The 16,632-nt window shown below is 42.9% G+C and carries 20 protein-coding genes; 5 read left to right on the forward strand and 15 right to left on the reverse strand.

The features are described from left to right. Positions 1–5 precede the first annotated feature (5 nt). From QNM16_RS20755 to zapE, 8 genes are all read right to left on the reverse strand, one after another. Positions 6–461 carry a ClpXP protease specificity-enhancing factor gene (locus QNM16_RS20755; protein ID WP_237136111.1) on the reverse strand — a complete coding sequence of 152 codons (456 nt, stop codon included), beginning with the start codon at positions 459–461 and terminating at the stop codon, positions 6–8. Further along, positions 461–1,084, reverse strand: a complete 624-nt coding sequence (gene sspA, locus QNM16_RS20760) for a stringent starvation protein SspA (protein ID WP_211036133.1) — start codon at positions 1,082–1,084, stop codon at positions 461–463. The genes QNM16_RS20755 and sspA overlap by 1 nt, the downstream gene beginning before the upstream one ends. Before the next feature lie 98 nt (positions 1,085–1,182). Further along, entirely contained in the window at positions 1,183–1,920 is a 738-nt protein-coding gene (locus tag QNM16_RS20765) for a cytochrome c1 (protein WP_237136112.1), read from the reverse strand. After that, a complete protein-coding gene (locus QNM16_RS20770) occupies positions 1,917–3,140 on the reverse strand; it encodes a cytochrome b (RefSeq protein ID WP_063361535.1) in 1,224 nt (407 codons plus the stop codon). Before QNM16_RS20770 ends, QNM16_RS20765 begins: the two co-directional genes overlap by 4 nt. A gap of 104 nt (positions 3,141–3,244) precedes the next feature. Then, positions 3,245–3,835, reverse strand: coding sequence for a ubiquinol-cytochrome c reductase iron-sulfur subunit (petA, locus tag QNM16_RS20775; RefSeq protein WP_284022197.1), 591 nt, complete (start codon positions 3,833–3,835; stop codon positions 3,245–3,247). 480 nt (positions 3,836–4,315) lie between these two features. Continuing rightward, a complete protein-coding gene (rpsI, locus tag QNM16_RS20780; protein ID WP_155732008.1) occupies positions 4,316–4,708 on the reverse strand; it encodes a 30S ribosomal protein S9 in 393 nt (130 codons plus the stop codon). An 8-nt stretch (positions 4,709–4,716) separates the two neighbouring features. Continuing rightward, positions 4,717–5,145, reverse strand: coding sequence for a 50S ribosomal protein L13 (rplM, locus tag QNM16_RS20785; protein WP_023397225.1), 429 nt, complete (start codon positions 5,143–5,145; stop codon positions 4,717–4,719). Positions 5,146–5,367: 222 nt separating this feature from the next. Beyond that, complete coding sequence (zapE, locus tag QNM16_RS20790) at positions 5,368–6,456, reverse strand: cell division protein ZapE (RefSeq protein WP_284022288.1); 1,089 nt, start codon at positions 6,454–6,456, stop codon at positions 5,368–5,370. A 137-nt stretch (positions 6,457–6,593) separates the two neighbouring features. On the opposite strand from zapE, the gene QNM16_RS20795 reads away from it, so the two are divergent. The 3 genes from QNM16_RS20795 (at position 6,594) to QNM16_RS20805 (ending at position 9,742) form a co-directional block, all read left to right on the forward strand. Beyond that, complete coding sequence (locus QNM16_RS20795) at positions 6,594–7,049, forward strand: Z-ring associated ZapG family protein (RefSeq protein WP_284022198.1); 456 nt, start codon at positions 6,594–6,596, stop codon at positions 7,047–7,049. A 163-nt stretch (positions 7,050–7,212) separates the two neighbouring features. Continuing rightward, complete coding sequence (locus QNM16_RS20800) at positions 7,213–8,565, forward strand: DegQ family serine endoprotease (RefSeq protein WP_284022199.1); 1,353 nt, start codon at positions 7,213–7,215, stop codon at positions 8,563–8,565. A 103-nt stretch (positions 8,566–8,668) separates the two neighbouring features. Further along, a complete protein-coding gene (locus QNM16_RS20805) occupies positions 8,669–9,742 on the forward strand; it encodes a trypsin-like peptidase domain-containing protein (RefSeq protein WP_284022200.1) in 1,074 nt (357 codons plus the stop codon). A 40-nt stretch (positions 9,743–9,782) separates the two neighbouring features. Here the strand turns inward: QNM16_RS20805 and murA are convergent, their stop codons facing one another. From murA to QNM16_RS20840, 7 genes are read right to left on the reverse strand one after another with little or no spacing between them, the layout of a single operon-like run. Continuing rightward, positions 9,783–11,048: a UDP-N-acetylglucosamine 1-carboxyvinyltransferase gene (gene murA / locus QNM16_RS20810; RefSeq protein WP_284022201.1), complete on the reverse strand. Its 1,266-nt coding sequence runs from the start codon at positions 11,046–11,048 to the stop codon at positions 9,783–9,785. A 12-nt stretch (positions 11,049–11,060) separates the two neighbouring features. Continuing rightward, the gene (locus tag QNM16_RS20815; RefSeq protein WP_284022202.1) at positions 11,061–11,318 is read right to left on the reverse strand and encodes a BolA family protein; all 258 of its coding nucleotides are present in this window, start codon (positions 11,316–11,318) and stop codon (positions 11,061–11,063) included. A gap of 5 nt (positions 11,319–11,323) precedes the next feature. Then, positions 11,324–11,617 carry an STAS domain-containing protein gene (locus QNM16_RS20820; RefSeq protein ID WP_417710375.1) on the reverse strand — a complete coding sequence of 98 codons (294 nt, stop codon included), beginning with the start codon at positions 11,615–11,617 and terminating at the stop codon, positions 11,324–11,326. Then, positions 11,610–12,296 carry an MlaC/ttg2D family ABC transporter substrate-binding protein gene (locus QNM16_RS20825; protein WP_284022204.1) on the reverse strand — a complete coding sequence of 229 codons (687 nt, stop codon included), beginning with the start codon at positions 12,294–12,296 and terminating at the stop codon, positions 11,610–11,612. Before QNM16_RS20825 ends, QNM16_RS20820 begins: the two co-directional genes overlap by 8 nt. Before the next feature lie 6 nt (positions 12,297–12,302). Continuing rightward, on the reverse strand, positions 12,303–12,848 hold the full coding sequence (mlaD, locus tag QNM16_RS20830; protein WP_063361385.1) for an outer membrane lipid asymmetry maintenance protein MlaD: 546 nt from the start codon (positions 12,846–12,848) through the stop codon (positions 12,303–12,305). Between the two features lie 11 nt (positions 12,849–12,859). Next, positions 12,860–13,636 carry a lipid asymmetry maintenance ABC transporter permease subunit MlaE gene (mlaE, locus tag QNM16_RS20835; RefSeq protein ID WP_284022205.1) on the reverse strand — a complete coding sequence of 259 codons (777 nt, stop codon included), beginning with the start codon at positions 13,634–13,636 and terminating at the stop codon, positions 12,860–12,862. Positions 13,637–13,638: 2 nt separating this feature from the next. Continuing rightward, the gene (locus tag QNM16_RS20840; RefSeq protein WP_284022206.1) at positions 13,639–14,454 is read right to left on the reverse strand and encodes an ATP-binding cassette domain-containing protein; all 816 of its coding nucleotides are present in this window, start codon (positions 14,452–14,454) and stop codon (positions 13,639–13,641) included. Positions 14,455–14,689: 235 nt separating this feature from the next. Here QNM16_RS20840 and QNM16_RS20845 point away from each other — a divergent pair, with 235 nt between their 5' ends. Next, positions 14,690–15,652, forward strand: coding sequence for a calcium/sodium antiporter (locus QNM16_RS20845; RefSeq protein ID WP_284022207.1), 963 nt, complete (start codon positions 14,690–14,692; stop codon positions 15,650–15,652). A gap of 8 nt (positions 15,653–15,660) precedes the next feature. Next, positions 15,661–16,632 (forward strand): KpsF/GutQ family sugar-phosphate isomerase, encoded by a 972-nt coding sequence (locus QNM16_RS20850; RefSeq protein ID WP_284022208.1) that lies wholly within the window; start codon positions 15,661–15,663, stop codon positions 16,630–16,632.

A 16,632-nucleotide genomic window follows, 5' to 3' on the forward strand; every position in this document is an offset into this window, starting at 1 on the left:
TTTTTCTACTTGATAACGCGTAAATGAGCGCCTTTTTTAGGCTTACCCTCTTGTGAAGGTGTTTGCTCTACAGCGCTATCAGGCTGCTGTTCAACCTCTGGGGCCAACTCATCATCAGCATCATACGATTCTTCTTCGTAATCCTCTTCGATAGTCGATTCAGAGAAAATTGTCCCTTCACCATTTTCTCTGGCATAAATCGCCAGTACTGCGTCAACAGGCACATAAACCTGCATTGGTTGACCAGAAAAGCGTGCACTGAAGCTCAATGCATCATTATCCATAGTGAAGTTATTTGCCGCACTTGGGCTCACATTCAAGACAATCTGACCGTCCTGTACAAACTGGACTGGCACTTGTACGTGAGGGAAGTTGGCATTGACAACTATGTGTGGCGTGCACTGATTGTCCACGATCCACTCATAGAACGCCCTTAGTAAATAAGGTCGATTAGATGTCATTAGCTGCGGATCTCGCGCTCAATATCAGTCAAAGACGCTTGGAAAGACTCACGCTCAAATAAACGTAGCATGTAATCTTTCAGCTCGCTTGCACCGCTGCCCGAAAGCTCAATACCTAATTGAGGCAAACGCCACAATAGAGGAGCCATAAAGCAATCAACCAAGCTAAACTCTTCACTCATGAAATAAGGCGCTTCACCAAAGATAGGTGCCACAGCAAGAAGTGCTTCAGTTAACTCTTTACGCGCATTATCAACGTCATTGCCTGACATGATTTTCTCAGCAAGGCTATACCAATCGCTTTCAATGCGGTGCATCATCAAGCGGCTGCGTCCACGCATAACTGGGTAAACTGGCATCAGTGGTGGATGCGGGAAACGCTCATCCAAATATTCCATAATGATATTAGCTTGATATAAGCCAAGCTCACGATCGATTAACGTCGGAACTGTACCATATGGGTTAATTTCGTGTAGCGCTTCTGGCAAGTTGTCCTTTTCAGCCAGATGAATATCAACACTTACACCTTTTTCTGCTAAAACGATACGAACCTGATGGCTATACATACAGTTTGCACCAGAAAAAAGAGTCATAACTGGGCGCTTATTGGCAGCTACGGCCATGCCTACCTCCATAAATTAATCACAAAGTAATCAAATCACTTTAAACAGCAATAGGGGCATGCGCCCCTATTACCTATAATCACCATTGAGTGTTCAAATTAATGAACGTCTCTCCAGTACTCTTTCTTCAACAAGAAAGCTAAGATGAAGAAGATTACCAAGAATCCGAGCACTTTGATACCTATTGCCTCAGATTCTAATCGAGAAGGTTCACCCACATACGCTAAAAAGTTAGTGAGATCTCTTGCCGCTTGGTCATATTCATCGTCACTCATCTCACCGGAGCCGTCAGTTTCGACACCCACAATTTTGGTTACCGTCTCGCCATTTTCAACTACTTCTTCAGTAATTGGCATTGGCAAGCCCTGTAGTTCTTGAAGAACATGAGGCATCCCCACCAATGGGAATACGATATTGTTCACACCAAAAGGACGAGATTCATCTTTATAAAATGACTTTAAGTATGTGTATATATAATCTGGTGATTTAACTCGAGATATCAAGGTTAAATCTGGCGGTGCCGCACCAAACCACTTAGCTGCATCCTCTTTCGACATAGAGTTTAAGATATGCGAGCCTACTTTAGAGTCATCAAAGATGAGTGTCTCTTTACCTATTTCAACAGGGATCCCAATGTCACGAAAAGTACGTTCATAACGTTGGTATTGCATCTGGTGACAACCTAAACAGTAATTCATGAACAATTTAGCGCCACGCTGCAACGATGCATTATCCCTCAAGTCAATATTAGCGTCCATTAGTGGCACTGATGGACCTGCTGCCATTGTTAAGGTTGGCAACAATGCGAATAAACCGATTAATAGCTTTTTCATCATTTCGTCAACCTCGTAGGTAGTGGCTTAGTTACTTCATTCTTTGAATAAACATACAACAACACAAAGAACATGAAATACGTCACGGTACAAATCTGCGACAAAATAGTTGAAAATACCGTTTGTGGAGTCGCACCAGCCCAACCTAAGATCAAGAAGGTAACCACAAATTGTGCAATGTTCAACTTATGCCATTTACTACGATAACGAATTGAGCGTACTTTTCCTCGGTCAAGCCATGGCAATAATGCCAGAACGACTATCGAGGCACCCATAGCCACTACGCCCGCTAGTTTATCAGGAATAGCGCGTAAAATCGCATAGAAAGGCGTAAAATACCAAACAGGGAAGATATGCTCAGGTGTTTTAAGCGGATTAGCAGCTTCAAAATTCGGGGCTTCTAAGAAGAAACCATTCATCTCAGGCATAAAAAACACCACCCAACAGAATAAAATTAAGAATCCTGCCACACCTAAAATGTCTTTTACTGTGTAATAAGGATGGAAAGGAATTGCATCCACAACGTCTTTTTTACTGGTGTAGTATTCATGGAATTTAAAGTTAGGCTTGTCCTCTTCAGCCACAGAGCCTTTTTTACGTTTAATTTCAATACCATCAGGGTTGTTAGAGCCCACTTCATGCAGTGCAACAATGTGCAAGAACACAAGGATCACTAACACCAATGGCAATGCGATGACATGCAGCGCAAAAAAACGATTCAGCGTAGCGCCTGAAATAACATAGTCACCTCGGATCCAAAGTGTTAAGTCTTCTCCGATAACAGGAATGGCACCAAATAAGGAAATGATTACCTGTGCACCCCAGAACGACATTTGCCCCCAAGGTAGCAAGTAGCCCATAAATGCTTCAGCCATCAGGGCCAAGAATATCAACATACCAAATAGCCACAGTAATTCTCTGGGCTTTTGATAAGAGCCATAAATCATGCCTCTAAACATATGCAGATAAACAACCACAAAGAATGCGGAAGCGCCTGTCGAATGGAGATATCTTAATAACCAGCCATACTCAACATCACGCATGATGTATTCAACAGAAGCAAATGCCCCCTCAGCAGAAGGAACAAAATTCATCGTTAACCAAATACCCGTCACAATTTGGTTAACCAATACCAAAATAGCTAAAGAGCCAAATAGATACCAGAAGTTGAAGTTTTTCGGCGCAGGATATTGCGCAATATGCATATTCCAAACCCGAGTCATCGGAATGCGATCATTGATCCAGTCGACGACTGAGCTAATAGCACCACCAGAGCGCTTATTCGTCTCGTCTGCAGTTTGATTAGGTTGTTCGTAATTAGTCGCCATTATGCCATCTCCTCTTCTTCACCCACTAAAATCGTGGTCTCATCTAGGAAAGTGTATGGCGGCACTTCCAAATTCAAAGGTGCGGGTACATTTTGAAAAACGCGACCCGCCATATCAAATTTGGAGCCATGGCACGGGCAGAAGAATCCATCTGCGGTCCCTTCCACTTTTTCACCGAATCCACCATTCATGAATGTTGGAGAGCAACCAAGGTGGGTACAGATCCCAACAGCAACAAAAATCTCTTCTCGCTGAGAGCGATAGCTATTTTTCGCTGAATCCAGCTGCTGTGCTTCGTCAGAATTGGGGTCACGAAGTTGATCTTCGTGTTGCTTCATTTGTTCTAACATTTTTGGTGTACGATAGATAACCCATACAGGTTTACCACGCCACTCAACACGAATTAATTGTCCAGGCTCAAGTTTGCTTATGTCCACTTCTACAGGAGCCCCTGCAGATTTAGCACGCTCACTCGGATTCCAAGACGCAATAAAAGGAACAGCAGCTCCAGCCGCACCAACACCACCTACGACAGAGGTAGCGATAGTTAAAAAACGGCGTCGGCTGTTGTCAACAGGCGCATTGCTCATCCACTTATCTCCACTATGATCCTCAACACTTGCTATATTGAGAACATCAGTTACAGCAGGTTAATTTTAAGATATTTCAAAATAGACGCGATCATTAGTAAAAACCATGTAAAAAACACGGTTATTACTATTCTAATTATGACCATATAAAGTGCTAAGCGCTTCAATAAACAGCCAATACTAGAAACGACAGGTTATGATATGACGTCTTTCGCAATGATTTCCTGACCAAGATCAACCTCTGTCCAGATGAATGAAAATTTAATCAGACGATATTGCGAATAATTTACTTGCCCTGCAAGTGTAGCAAAAGAAATGGTCAATAAGCGTACAAAGTGAACAACTTTTAGAGTTTACTGAAAGTTACTGAATTTGAGATTGGCGTATTTCAAGATGTTTTAATAGGGATATTGATAGCCGGCACAAAAAACAAAAAACCCAGCACAAGGCTGGGTTTTTGACATTCTGAAACGTAATAAATTAACGTTTTGAGAACTGTGTCTTCTTACGTGCTTTCTTAAGACCAACTTTCTTACGTTCAACGCGACGAGCGTCACGAGTAACGAAGCCAGCTTTACGTAGAGTAGGACGTAGTGACTCGTCAAACTCCATTAGTGCACGAGTGATACCGTGGCGGATTGCGCCAGCTTGACCAGTCATACCACCACCTTCAACAGTGATGTAAAGGTCAAACTTCTCAGATAGCTCAACTAGCTCTAGTGGCTGACGAACAACCATGCGAGAAGTTTCGCGACCGAAGTATTCTTCGATAGAACGTTGGTTAATTACGATGTTGCCAGTGCCTGGGCGTAAGAATACGCGAGCACTTGAACTTTTACGACGACCTGTACCGTAGTATTGATTTGCCATGATAGTGCTCCTTAAATGTCTAGAACCTGAGGCTGTTGTGCCGCATGGTTGTGCTCGTTACCAGCGTAAACTTTAAGTTTACGGAACATTTCACGACCTAGAGGACCGCGAGGTAACATGCCTTTAACTGCTTTTTCGATGATCATTTCAGGCTTTTTAGCTTGAAGTTTTTCGAAGTTAACAGACTTAAGACCACCTGGGTAACCAGAGTGAGCGTAGTACATTTTTTGCTGAGCTTTGTTACCAGTTACAGTAACTTTTTCAGCGTTGATAACGATGATGTAATCACCAGTGTCAACATGTGGAGTGTACTCAGCCTTGTGCTTACCGCGTAGGCGAGCAGCGATTTCAGTAGCAATACGACCTAAAGTTTTACCTTCAGCGTCAACTACGTACCAGTCACGTTTTACAGTTTCTGGTTTAGCAACAAACGTTTTCATTTATAAAATCCAAAGTTTTCAGTTAAAACCACAGGTAGTCAGAGGACTACCGCTCTACTAATGGTGCTTCAACCCCTTCGAGTTTAAGACTTTTTTGCCGCTCAAGTCGGTGGCTAAGCCGACGAGGGCTATAGAACGCAACGTGGCAGGCCGCGGATTATAGCAAGGGTAGTTGGGAAAAACCAGCGTATGGCCGATTTTTCCGCCAGAAATGTGATTTTGCTAAGCTAAGTGTTCTCTGGAGAGATACTCTAATGACTGCATCTCTTGTAAGCGACTGATACAACGTCTAAATTCGAAGTTTAATGTCCCCTCTGTGTAGATCTCGTCGATAGGCGCTTCAGAAGATATTATCAAGGTGACATTGCGCTCATAAAACTCATCAACTAAAGCGATAAATCGTCGTGCAGCATCGTCGTTAGATTGTCCCATTTGCTTCACATTCGATAGGATAACCGTGTTATATAGGCGGCTAATCTCCATATAGTCCACTTGTGAGCGAGCAGTTTCACATAGTTGTGTAAAATCAAACATCGCAATGCAATCAGATACTTTGCGCGTTTTAATCATTCGTCCTTCGATCTCTATCTCAGCATCAAGTACACCCAGCTCTGGTGACAACTTATCAAAGTACTCAAATAAGTTAGCATCCGCTTGTGCATCAAGTGGACTATGGAAAATTTCTGCTGACTCTAATGTGCGCAGACGATAATCAATACCCGAGTCAACGTTTACGATTTCAGTGTTCGCTTTCACCAATGCAATCGCTGGCAAGAAGCGTGCGCGCTGCAAACCATTTCGATATAGCTCATCAGGCACAATATTAGATGTCGCAACTAACACAATCCCGCGTTCAAACAACGCTTCCATTAATCCACCGAGCAACATAGCATCCGTAATGTCTTGCACAAAAAACTCATCGAAGCAGATGATATCCGTTTCAGATTTAAAGATATCAGCCACAACATTCAACGGGTTTTTAACTTCTTTAAGCTTTTTAAGTTCATCATGTACACGATGCATAAAGCGGTGAAAATGTACGCGCATTTTTCTATCGCTCGGCAACGCCTCGTAAAAAGTATCCACTAAATACGTTTTTCCACGACCTACTCCGCCCCAAAAATAGAGTCCTTTTACCGGCTCTACTTGCTTCTTTGCAAACAGCTTTGCAAAGAAACCTTTGGGCTCAGGAGGTTGTGCGATTAAATCATCATATAAACGCTGCAAGTGCTTGACCGCGTTTTCTTGTGCACTGTCGTACTGAAAGTCATCTCTTTTAAGGTCTTCTTGATACTTTTCCCAAGGCGTCATCATATTTTTTATTAAACTGAGCAGTTTTCTTTGCCCAATATATTAACACGCATCCATTCTCAGCGTATATTTAACCTATCGATTGAGAGTATTTTAGTAAAAGTAACAGGTGCCACTCACCTTACACAGGAGTAAATATGACAACAATTGCATGGTTGGGCTTATTAATCATCGTAGCGATCAGTGCATTCTTCTTAGGTTCACTCTTTACCAAAAAGCAGTTCAAGCATGAAGAGTTAGAGCAGCAAGCACAACAAGCAGAGCAAAACTTGGAGCAATATAGGCAAGATGTAGCAGACCACTTAGCCAATACCAAAAAGCTAGTAGGTAAAATGCATGACAATTACAGCCAACTACTTCAACATGTTGAAGATACAAATCAGCTATTACTTGAAGAGAAGCGCAGTCAGGCAAATGAACCTTTCTTCTCAAAAGAAACCACAGAGCAGCTTCAAGCTTCGTTGCGTGCAAGACCAGAAAAAAGACGCAATTCAGAATCCATCCACAATGCGCCACCTGCCGATTACGCAGAGGGAGAAAGCGGTTTATTTAATGACGACCGTACAAAAAGCGAGCAACTAAAAACTTCTTGATGAACTTTTTTTTGACCCCATAGTCTTTAGAAATAACTACCAGATAACTGAGCGGGCACTCCCCGCTCACAAAACTAACTCATGTCATGTTGAACGAAAACAACTGCTTTAAGTTCACTAAAGTGATGTGTTTAACGCTGTTATTTAGGAGAATTTCCAGACTATGAAATTAAAATTAACTTTATTATCCGCAGCGCTTTTTTCTTCAAGCTTACTTTTAGCACCACAAAGTGCAGAAGCAAGGCTACCTGTTGCGGTTGACGGTCAACAACTCCCCACACTGGCTCCAATGTTAGAGCGCGTAACTCCAGGGGTCGTGAGTATTCAAGTATCTGGCGCTAAAGAAGTGCGCCGTCGTGTTGACCCATTTGATTTTTTCTTTGGTAATCCCCCAGCACGTACGCAAAAACGCCCTTTCAGTGGATTAGGTTCAGGGGTGATCATTGATGCCGATGAAGGCTATGTGGTTACAAACAATCATGTAATAGATGAAGCTGATAATATTCTTGTCACGCTAGAAGATGGCAGAGAGTTTAAAGCAAAGCTGATCGGTGCTGACAAAGAGTCTGACATTGCATTATTACAAATCGATAATGACGACCTCACAGAAGTGAAACTCGCCGATTCAGATAAATTACGCGTTGGTGACTTCTCCGTTGCCATAGGCAACCCATTCGGTTTAAGTCATACAGTAACATCAGGTATTGTCAGTGCTCTTGGGCGTAGTGGCTTAAATATTGAAGGCTACGAAGACTTTATTCAAACAGATGCGGCCATCAACCAAGGTAATTCGGGTGGTGCACTGGTCAACTTAAAAGGTGAACTGATTGGCATCAATACAGCCATTTTAGGGGCGTCTGGCGGTAATGTTGGGATCGGCTTCGCTATCCCATCCAATATGATGAAAAACCTCGTTGATCAGATCATTGAATACGGGCAAGTAAGGCGTGGCTCACTGGGCGTCGTTGGCCGTACACTTAATGCAGGTCTTGCTGAGGCACAGGGTTTTGATGTTAAACAAGGTGTGTTTATCCAAGAAGTGACTAAAGATTCAGCGGCTGCTGAAGCAGGTGTAAAAGCGAACGATGTAATCATCAGTATTGATGGCGACAGTGTTGAAAGCATTGACGAATTAAGAGGGAAAATTGCAACTCTAGGTGAAGGACGAGAAATTAAAGTCGGCATTTATCGTGATGGCAAAAAGCGTACGCTTGACGTCAAGTTGCAAGGCCAAAACGAGCGACAAGCACAAGCTGATCGTATTCACCCAAGTTTACAAGGTGCTGTACTTGAGAGTAATGAACGAAACGGTAATAAAGGTATCGTGGTCGTCAGCATTGAAGAGCGCTCACCTGCAGCCCGTGTAGGACTTCAAGAGGGTGATGTGATCATGCAAGTGAACCGCCAACGCGTCACCACTGTGCGCGACATGAAGCGACTAATCGACGATATTCAGGGTAATATTGTATTGGGTATTAAACGAGGCAGAGATTCTGTTTTCTATTTAATTCAGTAAATAATACAAAAAAATCCTCAGATTTACGCAGCGGCTCTTGCCGCTGCGTTGTTTTGTGTCATCATAGATTTATCACAAAATAAACTATGTATAATAATAAACCGTGTTGCAATTTATTAGATTTATCCTCGCCCCAGTAATAATTGGGCTTGGTATTGCATTTTTAATTCTCTGGTTAAAACCAGGATTAAAAGAAAGAGCTGCCAGCCTCAATGTACCTTATACGGTGCAACAAATGAGTTTTGCCAATGGCGTTAGTCGCGCAGCACCTGCTGTAGTCACTATTTTTTCCGAAAGCTTCAGCTCTGTCCCCCGCTTTAAAAGGCAAAATCGTATCCAAGAGCTCGGCTCAGGTGTGATTATGAGTGCTGATGGCTATATTTTAACGAACTACCATGTCATTAATAGTGCAGACCAAATTATCGTACTGTTGCCTGATGGCAGGCAATACTACGGTATACTCATAGGCTTTGATACCATCACAGATCTTGCGGTCATTAAAGTAGAGGAAAATCACCTCCCTGTTATCCCAATGGATGATAACCTATTACCGCGTATCGGTGATGTTGTACTTGCTATTGGAAACCCTCTTAATTTGGGGCAAACCATTACTCAAGGGATCATCAGTGCAACCGGAAAGCAGGCACTAACCGAAAGCCAATACAACAGCTTATTGCAAACCGATGCAGCTGTTAATGTTGGTAACTCAGGTGGCGCTTTGGTCAATTCAAACGGCACTTTAGTAGGTATCACTTCTGCACAATTTACCACCCGCTATAATATCGATATCGAGGGGATATCTTTTGCTGTCCCTTATAGATTAGCTAAAGATGTGATGACCAAAATAATAGAGGATGGCCGTGTCATTAGAGGCTATCTTGGTTTTAAAGGCACTGCAGTAGATAACAAAGGGCAGATAATCACAGACGTGTATACACCAATTATGGGACTTCGCATCAGAGACTTAGACCCCCTTGGTCCTGCTTGGCAAGTAGGCATGAAAGACGGGGATATAGTCACTAAAGTGGCAGGTAAAGCCATTACTAACCCACAGCAAACACTTCGCACCATAGGTAATACAGAGCCTGGTACAGTGCTAGAATTTGAAGTAAACCGAAATGGTCAACGCTTATCATTTATGGTCGAAGTCATGGAGTTAGAGACCCCAATTTACTAGGCCTCTTTTAAATAAAAAAAGCGAGCTAAGCTCGCTTTTTTTAATTGTGTTTTCTGCGAATGTTCGCACCTAGTCGACTGAGCTTATCTTCTATTTTTTGATAACCTCTATCCACATGATAAATACGATCCACCACAGTTTCACCTTCGGCAATAATACCCGTTAAAATCAAACTTGCCGACGCACGTAAATCTGTCGCCATTACCTGAGCACCAGATAGACGCTGTGTCTCATCACAGATCGCAGTATTGCCTTCCAAACGAATATTTGCGCCCATTCGCTGTAACTCTGGCACATGCATAAAGCGATTTTCAAATATAGTCTCTGTGATAGTCGCGCTGCCATTGGCAACAACGTTAAGCGCTGTAAACTGCGCTTGCATATCGGTTGGAAAACCAGGGTGAGGCATGGTCTTTATATTTACAGCTTTTAGGTCTCGATCCTTCATGCTGACAAAGATACTGTCATTATTCACTTCAACAGCGACATTGGCTTGACGAAGCTTTTCAAGCACAGGCTCCAAACTCGCATGATCTGTATTACGACACAATACTTCACCTTTGCTCATTGCTGCAGCCACCAAAAAAGTGCCTGTTTCAATACGATCTGGAAGAATTTTATGCTCACAACCGTTTAGCTTCTCAACACCTTGGATTTCAATACGGCTCGAGCCTGCCCCTTGAATGTTCGCGCCCATAGAGGTCAAACACTCAGCGAGGTTAATAATTTCAGGTTCGCGCGCGGCGTTTTCCAAGACAGTAGTCCCCTCAGCAAGCGTCGCAGCCATAAGTAGGTTTTCTGTTGCACCAACTGATACAGTTTCCATGAAAATTTCTGCGCCCTGCAAACGCTTACCTTGAGGTGTCTGCGCATTTATATAACCATTTTCAACCGTAATCTGAGCGCCCATTTTTTCTAGACCCGAAATGTGTAAATCCACAGGTCTTGCGCCAATTGCACATCCACCAGGTAAAGATACTTGTGCTTGACCAAAACGTGCCAACAAAGGTCCCAGCGCTAATACAGAAGCGCGCATTTGCTTTACAAGCTCATAGGGTGCTAGCACCTTGTCGACACAGCGACCATCTACTTCAAGTAAATCGCCACGCCATGTCACCTCGGCACCAAGTGTACGAAGTAAAGCTTCTGTGGTAACAATATCGCGTAATTGAGGCACATTACTGAAAATACTTTTGCCATCAGCAAGTAATGCTGCAAATAAGATAGGTAGAGCCGCATTTTTGGCTCCAGAGATAGTGACTTCACCGTTTAAAGTGGTGCCACCTTGGATAACAAACTGATCCATTGTGGCTCCTAATTATTGTGGCAAGATAAACTTTTGCTCGCGTTGCCACTCGGTAGGTGTAAAAGCTTTAATACTTACAGCATGGATCGTCCCATCTTTGATCACTTCCATTAATGGGCCGTAGACCATTTGCTCTCTTTTTACGCGTCTTAGTCCATCAAAACACTCGCCAACAGCAATCACCTCATAGTGACTGCCATTTGCTTTTACTTTTACTTCTTCTAAGGTCAAAGATTGCTGTAAAACAGTTTCGACTTGATTTGTTTCCATCGGACTCACTCAAATAAGGTTGTGACCTGCCCCAATTCCATCAAATTTTGCAATTGCTCAGGTCTATTCTGCAACTCAAGGCGTATGCCTTGTCGTTTTAATTTGCCTAAAGAGTGAATTAACCAAGCTAAGCCCGCTGTGTCAACCCTTGAGACCTCACAAAGGTCAAAATACAGCACTGACTGCGCATTTTCTAACAATTGATTAAGAAGTGATTCATTTATTAAGGTGTCACGGGTCAACTCACCTTTTACCGCCACTATATCATCAGCAACTTTGTCGAAGTGCAGATTAGGCATTTCCATCATCCCCTCTAAACTGCACTGGCAGTTGGCTTTTCTTCTCTAATAGAGAAATAACATGCTCAATGCCTTGCTGGCGCAAAATACCGTGTAATTCACTTTGCTTGGCATCCAACAAGCTGATCCCCTCAGCCATCATATCAAAAGCGCGCCACTCACCTTGCTTGTTTTGACGTACTTTAAAGTCAATCTTAATGTCTGGTTTACCTGCTTCAACAATCTTGGTTCTTACAGTCGCGACATTAACATCTGCAAAAGGACGCGGCGCTTCAAACTCCACTTTCTGGTCTGTATATTGGGTAAATACACCAGCATATGTCGCCACCAGATATGATTTAAACACTTCAATAAATGCGCGAATGTTTTTGACTGCTTGCGCCTTTTCTTGTTTATCTTTGATATTACGCACTTTTTGTATATAACTGCCTAACACGCGATAAGCAGCATATTTATAATCAATATATGGCAACAGCTCCTGCTCTACGATAACTCGTAAATGCTCCTTATCTTTTGCAATGATGCTCTGATCTTTTGCCACACGCTTAAACGTATTATCCGCAACTTGTTGAACCATCTTATAAGGGTCTTTCAAATCAACCTGTGCTGCATTAGCAACTGCGCTAAATAATGTCAGCGTCAACACACTGATAGCGATAACGAAATAATTCTTTATCATGGTGACTTACTCGCTGCTTTGATTAAATAGGAACTGGCCAATCAACTCTTCTAGTACCAGTGCAGATTTAGTATCTGTGATTGTGTCACCATCTTTGAGCGCAAGGCTCTCGACGCCAAATAAGTCATCTAAATCTACCTCATCTTGCGTAGATACTTCATTACCTAAACATGTTTGCTTGGCAGACTCAGACGCGATAACCGGTGAAATACCCAAATATTGCTCACCTAAAATACCTGAAGTTAAGATAGCCACAGACGTTGTATCCGAAAACTGACATTCATACGTCTTATCAATGCTCATGCTCACCACTGGCACAAACTCTTGCGGATGAATGCGAATGCCGTCGACGCGGCCAATAACAACACCACCTACTTTAATCGGCGCGCGTGTTTTCAATGATCCGATATTGTCAAATTTAGCGTCTAGTTGATATGTTTCACCATTGCCGCTGATCCCCGCATTGGCTACTTTCATGGCTAACATCACAAATGCAGCAACGCCTAAAGCGACAAATAAGCCAACCAAAATTTCTATTTTCCGTGTATTCATTTTCCTAACCCTTAACTCGAAAACATCACTGCTGTTAATACAAAGTCAAAACCTAAAACAGCCAATGAAGAATGCACAACGGTTTCCGTTGTCGCTTTGCTGATCCCCTCTGAGGTCGGGACACAATCATAACCTTTATACAGTGCTATCCACGTCACAATTAACGCAAATACAAAACTTTTAATCAGACCATTCATGATATCTTGCTGTAAAGAAACCTGAGATTGCATGATTGACCAGAAACTACCAGAGTCGACACCAAGCCAGTCAACGCCGACTAAATGCGCACCCAATATTGCCACTGCTGAAAATATGAGTGCTAGCAAAGGCATACTTATAAAACCAGCCCAAAAACGAGGTGCAACGACACGTTTTAATGGATCAACCGCCATCATTTCTAAACTGGATAACTGCTCTGTCGCTTTCATCAAGCCTATTTCAGCCGTCAGTGCACTGCCTGCTCGGCCAGCAAACAAAAGCGCAGTAACCACCGGCCCTAGCTCTCGTAATAAGCTCAAAGCAACGAGCGGACCTAAGCTGTCTTCCGCACCATAACCTACTAAAACAGTGTAGCCTTGCAGTGCCAAAACCATACCAATGAACAATCCCGATACCATGATAATCAAAAGAGATTGATGACCAACCATGTAAAGCTGCTTTATCAGTAATGGCGTACCTTGACGTACATTAGGCATATTTAGCAAGGCACCTAATAACATGCGAGTAGCTCGCCCAATTGATGCAAAGCGATTGAGCGTCTTATGTCCTAGCTTTTGTAAAAAGTCCACGCTTACACGCCTCCATCCAATAATTCCTCATCGTAAGGTGCTGCATTGAAATGAAATGGCACTGGACCATCTGATAGCCCCTGCAAAAACTGCTGCACAAGCGGAGAGCTATGTGCCAACATTTGCTCTGGTGTACCACTTCCAATTACGCCTTGTTCTGCGATGATAACCACATGGTCTGCAATACTGAGTACTTCTGTAACATCATGCGTGACAATTAACGAAGATAGCCCTAACACTTCATTAAGCGATTTTATCATCCTGACCAGTACGCCCATTGAGATTGGATCCTGCCCTGCAAACGGCTCGTCGTACATAATTAGTTCAGGGTCTAAAGCAATTGCTCGCGCCAGTGCTGCTCGCCTCGCCATACCGCCTGATAATTCAGCAGGCATAAGGTCTTTTGCACCTCTAAGGCCAACAGCTTGTAATTTCATTAAAACAATCAAACGAATTAAATCTTCACCTAATTGTGTATGTTCGCGCAGCGGAAAAGCCACATTGTCGAAAACTGACATGTCGGTAAACAGTGCACCACTTTGAAACAACATGCTCATTTGCTTGCGAGCCTGATATAACTCAGATCGAGTCATAGCAGGGACACTTGAGCCCATAAATGTAATATCACCACTGTCTGGGCGAAGTTGACCACCTATTAAGCGCAACATGGTGGTTTTACCAATACCACTTGGCCCCATGATGGCTGTAATTTTACCTCTGGGCACTGAAAAGCTCATATTTTTATATATGACTCTTTCACCGCGAGAAAAGGTTACATCCTTGACTTCAACGATTGACTGCGACAAGTCGCTCTCCATATATCGATTTCACCAATGGGTGAATAATACGTTTTTTTCAACCAAGATGGAAAATGCAAATTGGTAAAATTTTGTAATGGTCATGGTTTAAAAAGGTTATTTGTCACCATTCTTTGCATCAGAATGTAGGTTAATCAAAGACGGAGTTAAGTAACTAGGTGAGATTATTTATACATTTGACAACGCATTTGATAATATTTACCGCACTGTAATTTAGTTGCTCGGCATAGGTTTCATGGTTTTATCTTTTGTCATTCTCATCTTAGGTTTTGTTGCACTGGTTTGGAGCGCAGATAGATTTGTCTTTGGCGCAGCTGCCTTAGCGAAGAACTTTGGCGTCCCAACTTTAATTGTTGGCCTAACGATAGTTGCTATGGGCTCTTCAGCCCCAGAAATGATGGTCGCAGCACAAGCTGCTTTATCAGATAAAACAGATACTGCAGTTGGTAATGCCGTTGGCTCAAATATTGCTAATATTTTACTTGTTTTAGGTATCACTGCCCTGCTTCGTCCTCTGGCTGTCGGTTCAGGCATTTTACGCCGAGAGATGCCGTTACTTATCATCGTGTCACTAGGCGCATGGTATATCATCAGTGACAATTACTTTAGCGCGACTGAAGGCTTTATTTTATTAGCCGGTTTTGCAAGTTTTATCCTTGGCCTGATTTATATCACCAAAAATAGTGGTAAAGACCAAGAAGATGATCCTCTCGTTTCAGAGGCATGTGATGAAGTTCCAGATAATGTCCCTACAAAAAATGCACTGTTATGGCTTATTGTTGGCATGATAGTACTGCCTGTCAGCGCAGATTTGCTGGTTGACTCTGCTGTCGATATCGCCAAGTTCTTTGGTATGAGCGATTTGTTAATTGGCCTAACAATTATTGCTATCGGTACCAGCTTACCTGAGCTGGCAGCTTGTGTTGCTGGAGTATTGAAAAATGAAGACGACCTCGCGCTCGGTAACATCATTGGTTCTAATATCTTCAATATACTCGCAGTATTATCAATCGCGGGGATATTAAACCCAGCTCAGCTGGATATGAATATTTCCCAACGTGATATTTATGTCATGTTAGGCGCAACCGCCGCGTTAATTATCATGAGCGTAAACCTCAGAGGTAAACGACAAATTAACCGCATTGAAGGCGGCCTGCTACTTGCCGCGTTTGTTGGCTATATGTATGCAATTATCTAGGAGTTAATATGGATAAACACGTATTTATTGAGTCCGCAAAACGCGTACTAGATATTGAACAACAAGCAATTAGCGAGCTCAATCAGTATATAGACAACAATTTTATCTCAGCTTGTGAGCTTATGCTTAACTGTACTGGGCGTGTAATTGTCATCGGGATGGGAAAATCAGGCCACATTGGCAATAAAGTTGCGGCGACACTGGCCAGTACAGGCACTCCCTCTTTTTTTGTACACCCGGGCGAAGCGAGCCACGGTGACTTAGGTATGATCACCGCCGAAGACGTCGTCTTGCTTATTTCAAATTCAGGTGAAACAGGAGAAGTTGTCGGCATTATTCCTGTGATAAAAAGAATTGGCGCACGAGTGATCAGCATGACAGGCAACGCAAGCTCCACAATGGCACAGCAAGCTGATATCCATCTTTGTATTAAAGTTTCGCAAGAGGCCTGCCCACTCGGTTTAGCACCTACAGCCAGTACCACAGCGACGCTTGTAATGGGTGACGCGTTGGCTGTGGCTTTATTAGAGGCAAGAGGCTTTACCGCGGATGATTTTGCGCTTTCACACCCAGGTGGAAGCTTGGGTAAAAGATTACTATTAACATTACAAGACATCATGCATAGCGGCAGTGATGTGCCAATGACTCCGCTGGGAAGCTCTATTAAAGACGCATTATTCGACATGTCAGCTAAAGGCTTAGGCATGACTGCCATCGTGAATGAGCAAAAGCAGCTATGCGGTATATTCACTGATGGCGATTTACGCCGTGTTATCGAACAAAAAGCCGATTTGCATAATGATACTATTGATTCAGTGATGACTATTTGTTGTACTACGGCATCACCTGATATGCTGGCTGCTGAAGCCCTTAATATCATGGAAAAAAAGCGCATTAATGGCCTAATCGTCATTGATGAAAATAAACACCCTATCGGGGCACTCAATACTCAAGATTTACTGCGAGCAGGAGTACTATAA

Origin of the sequence: Pseudoalteromonas umbrosa (assembly GCF_030125375.1) — a bacterium.
GTDB classification, from domain to species: Bacteria; Pseudomonadota; Gammaproteobacteria; order Enterobacterales; family Alteromonadaceae; genus Pseudoalteromonas; species Pseudoalteromonas umbrosa.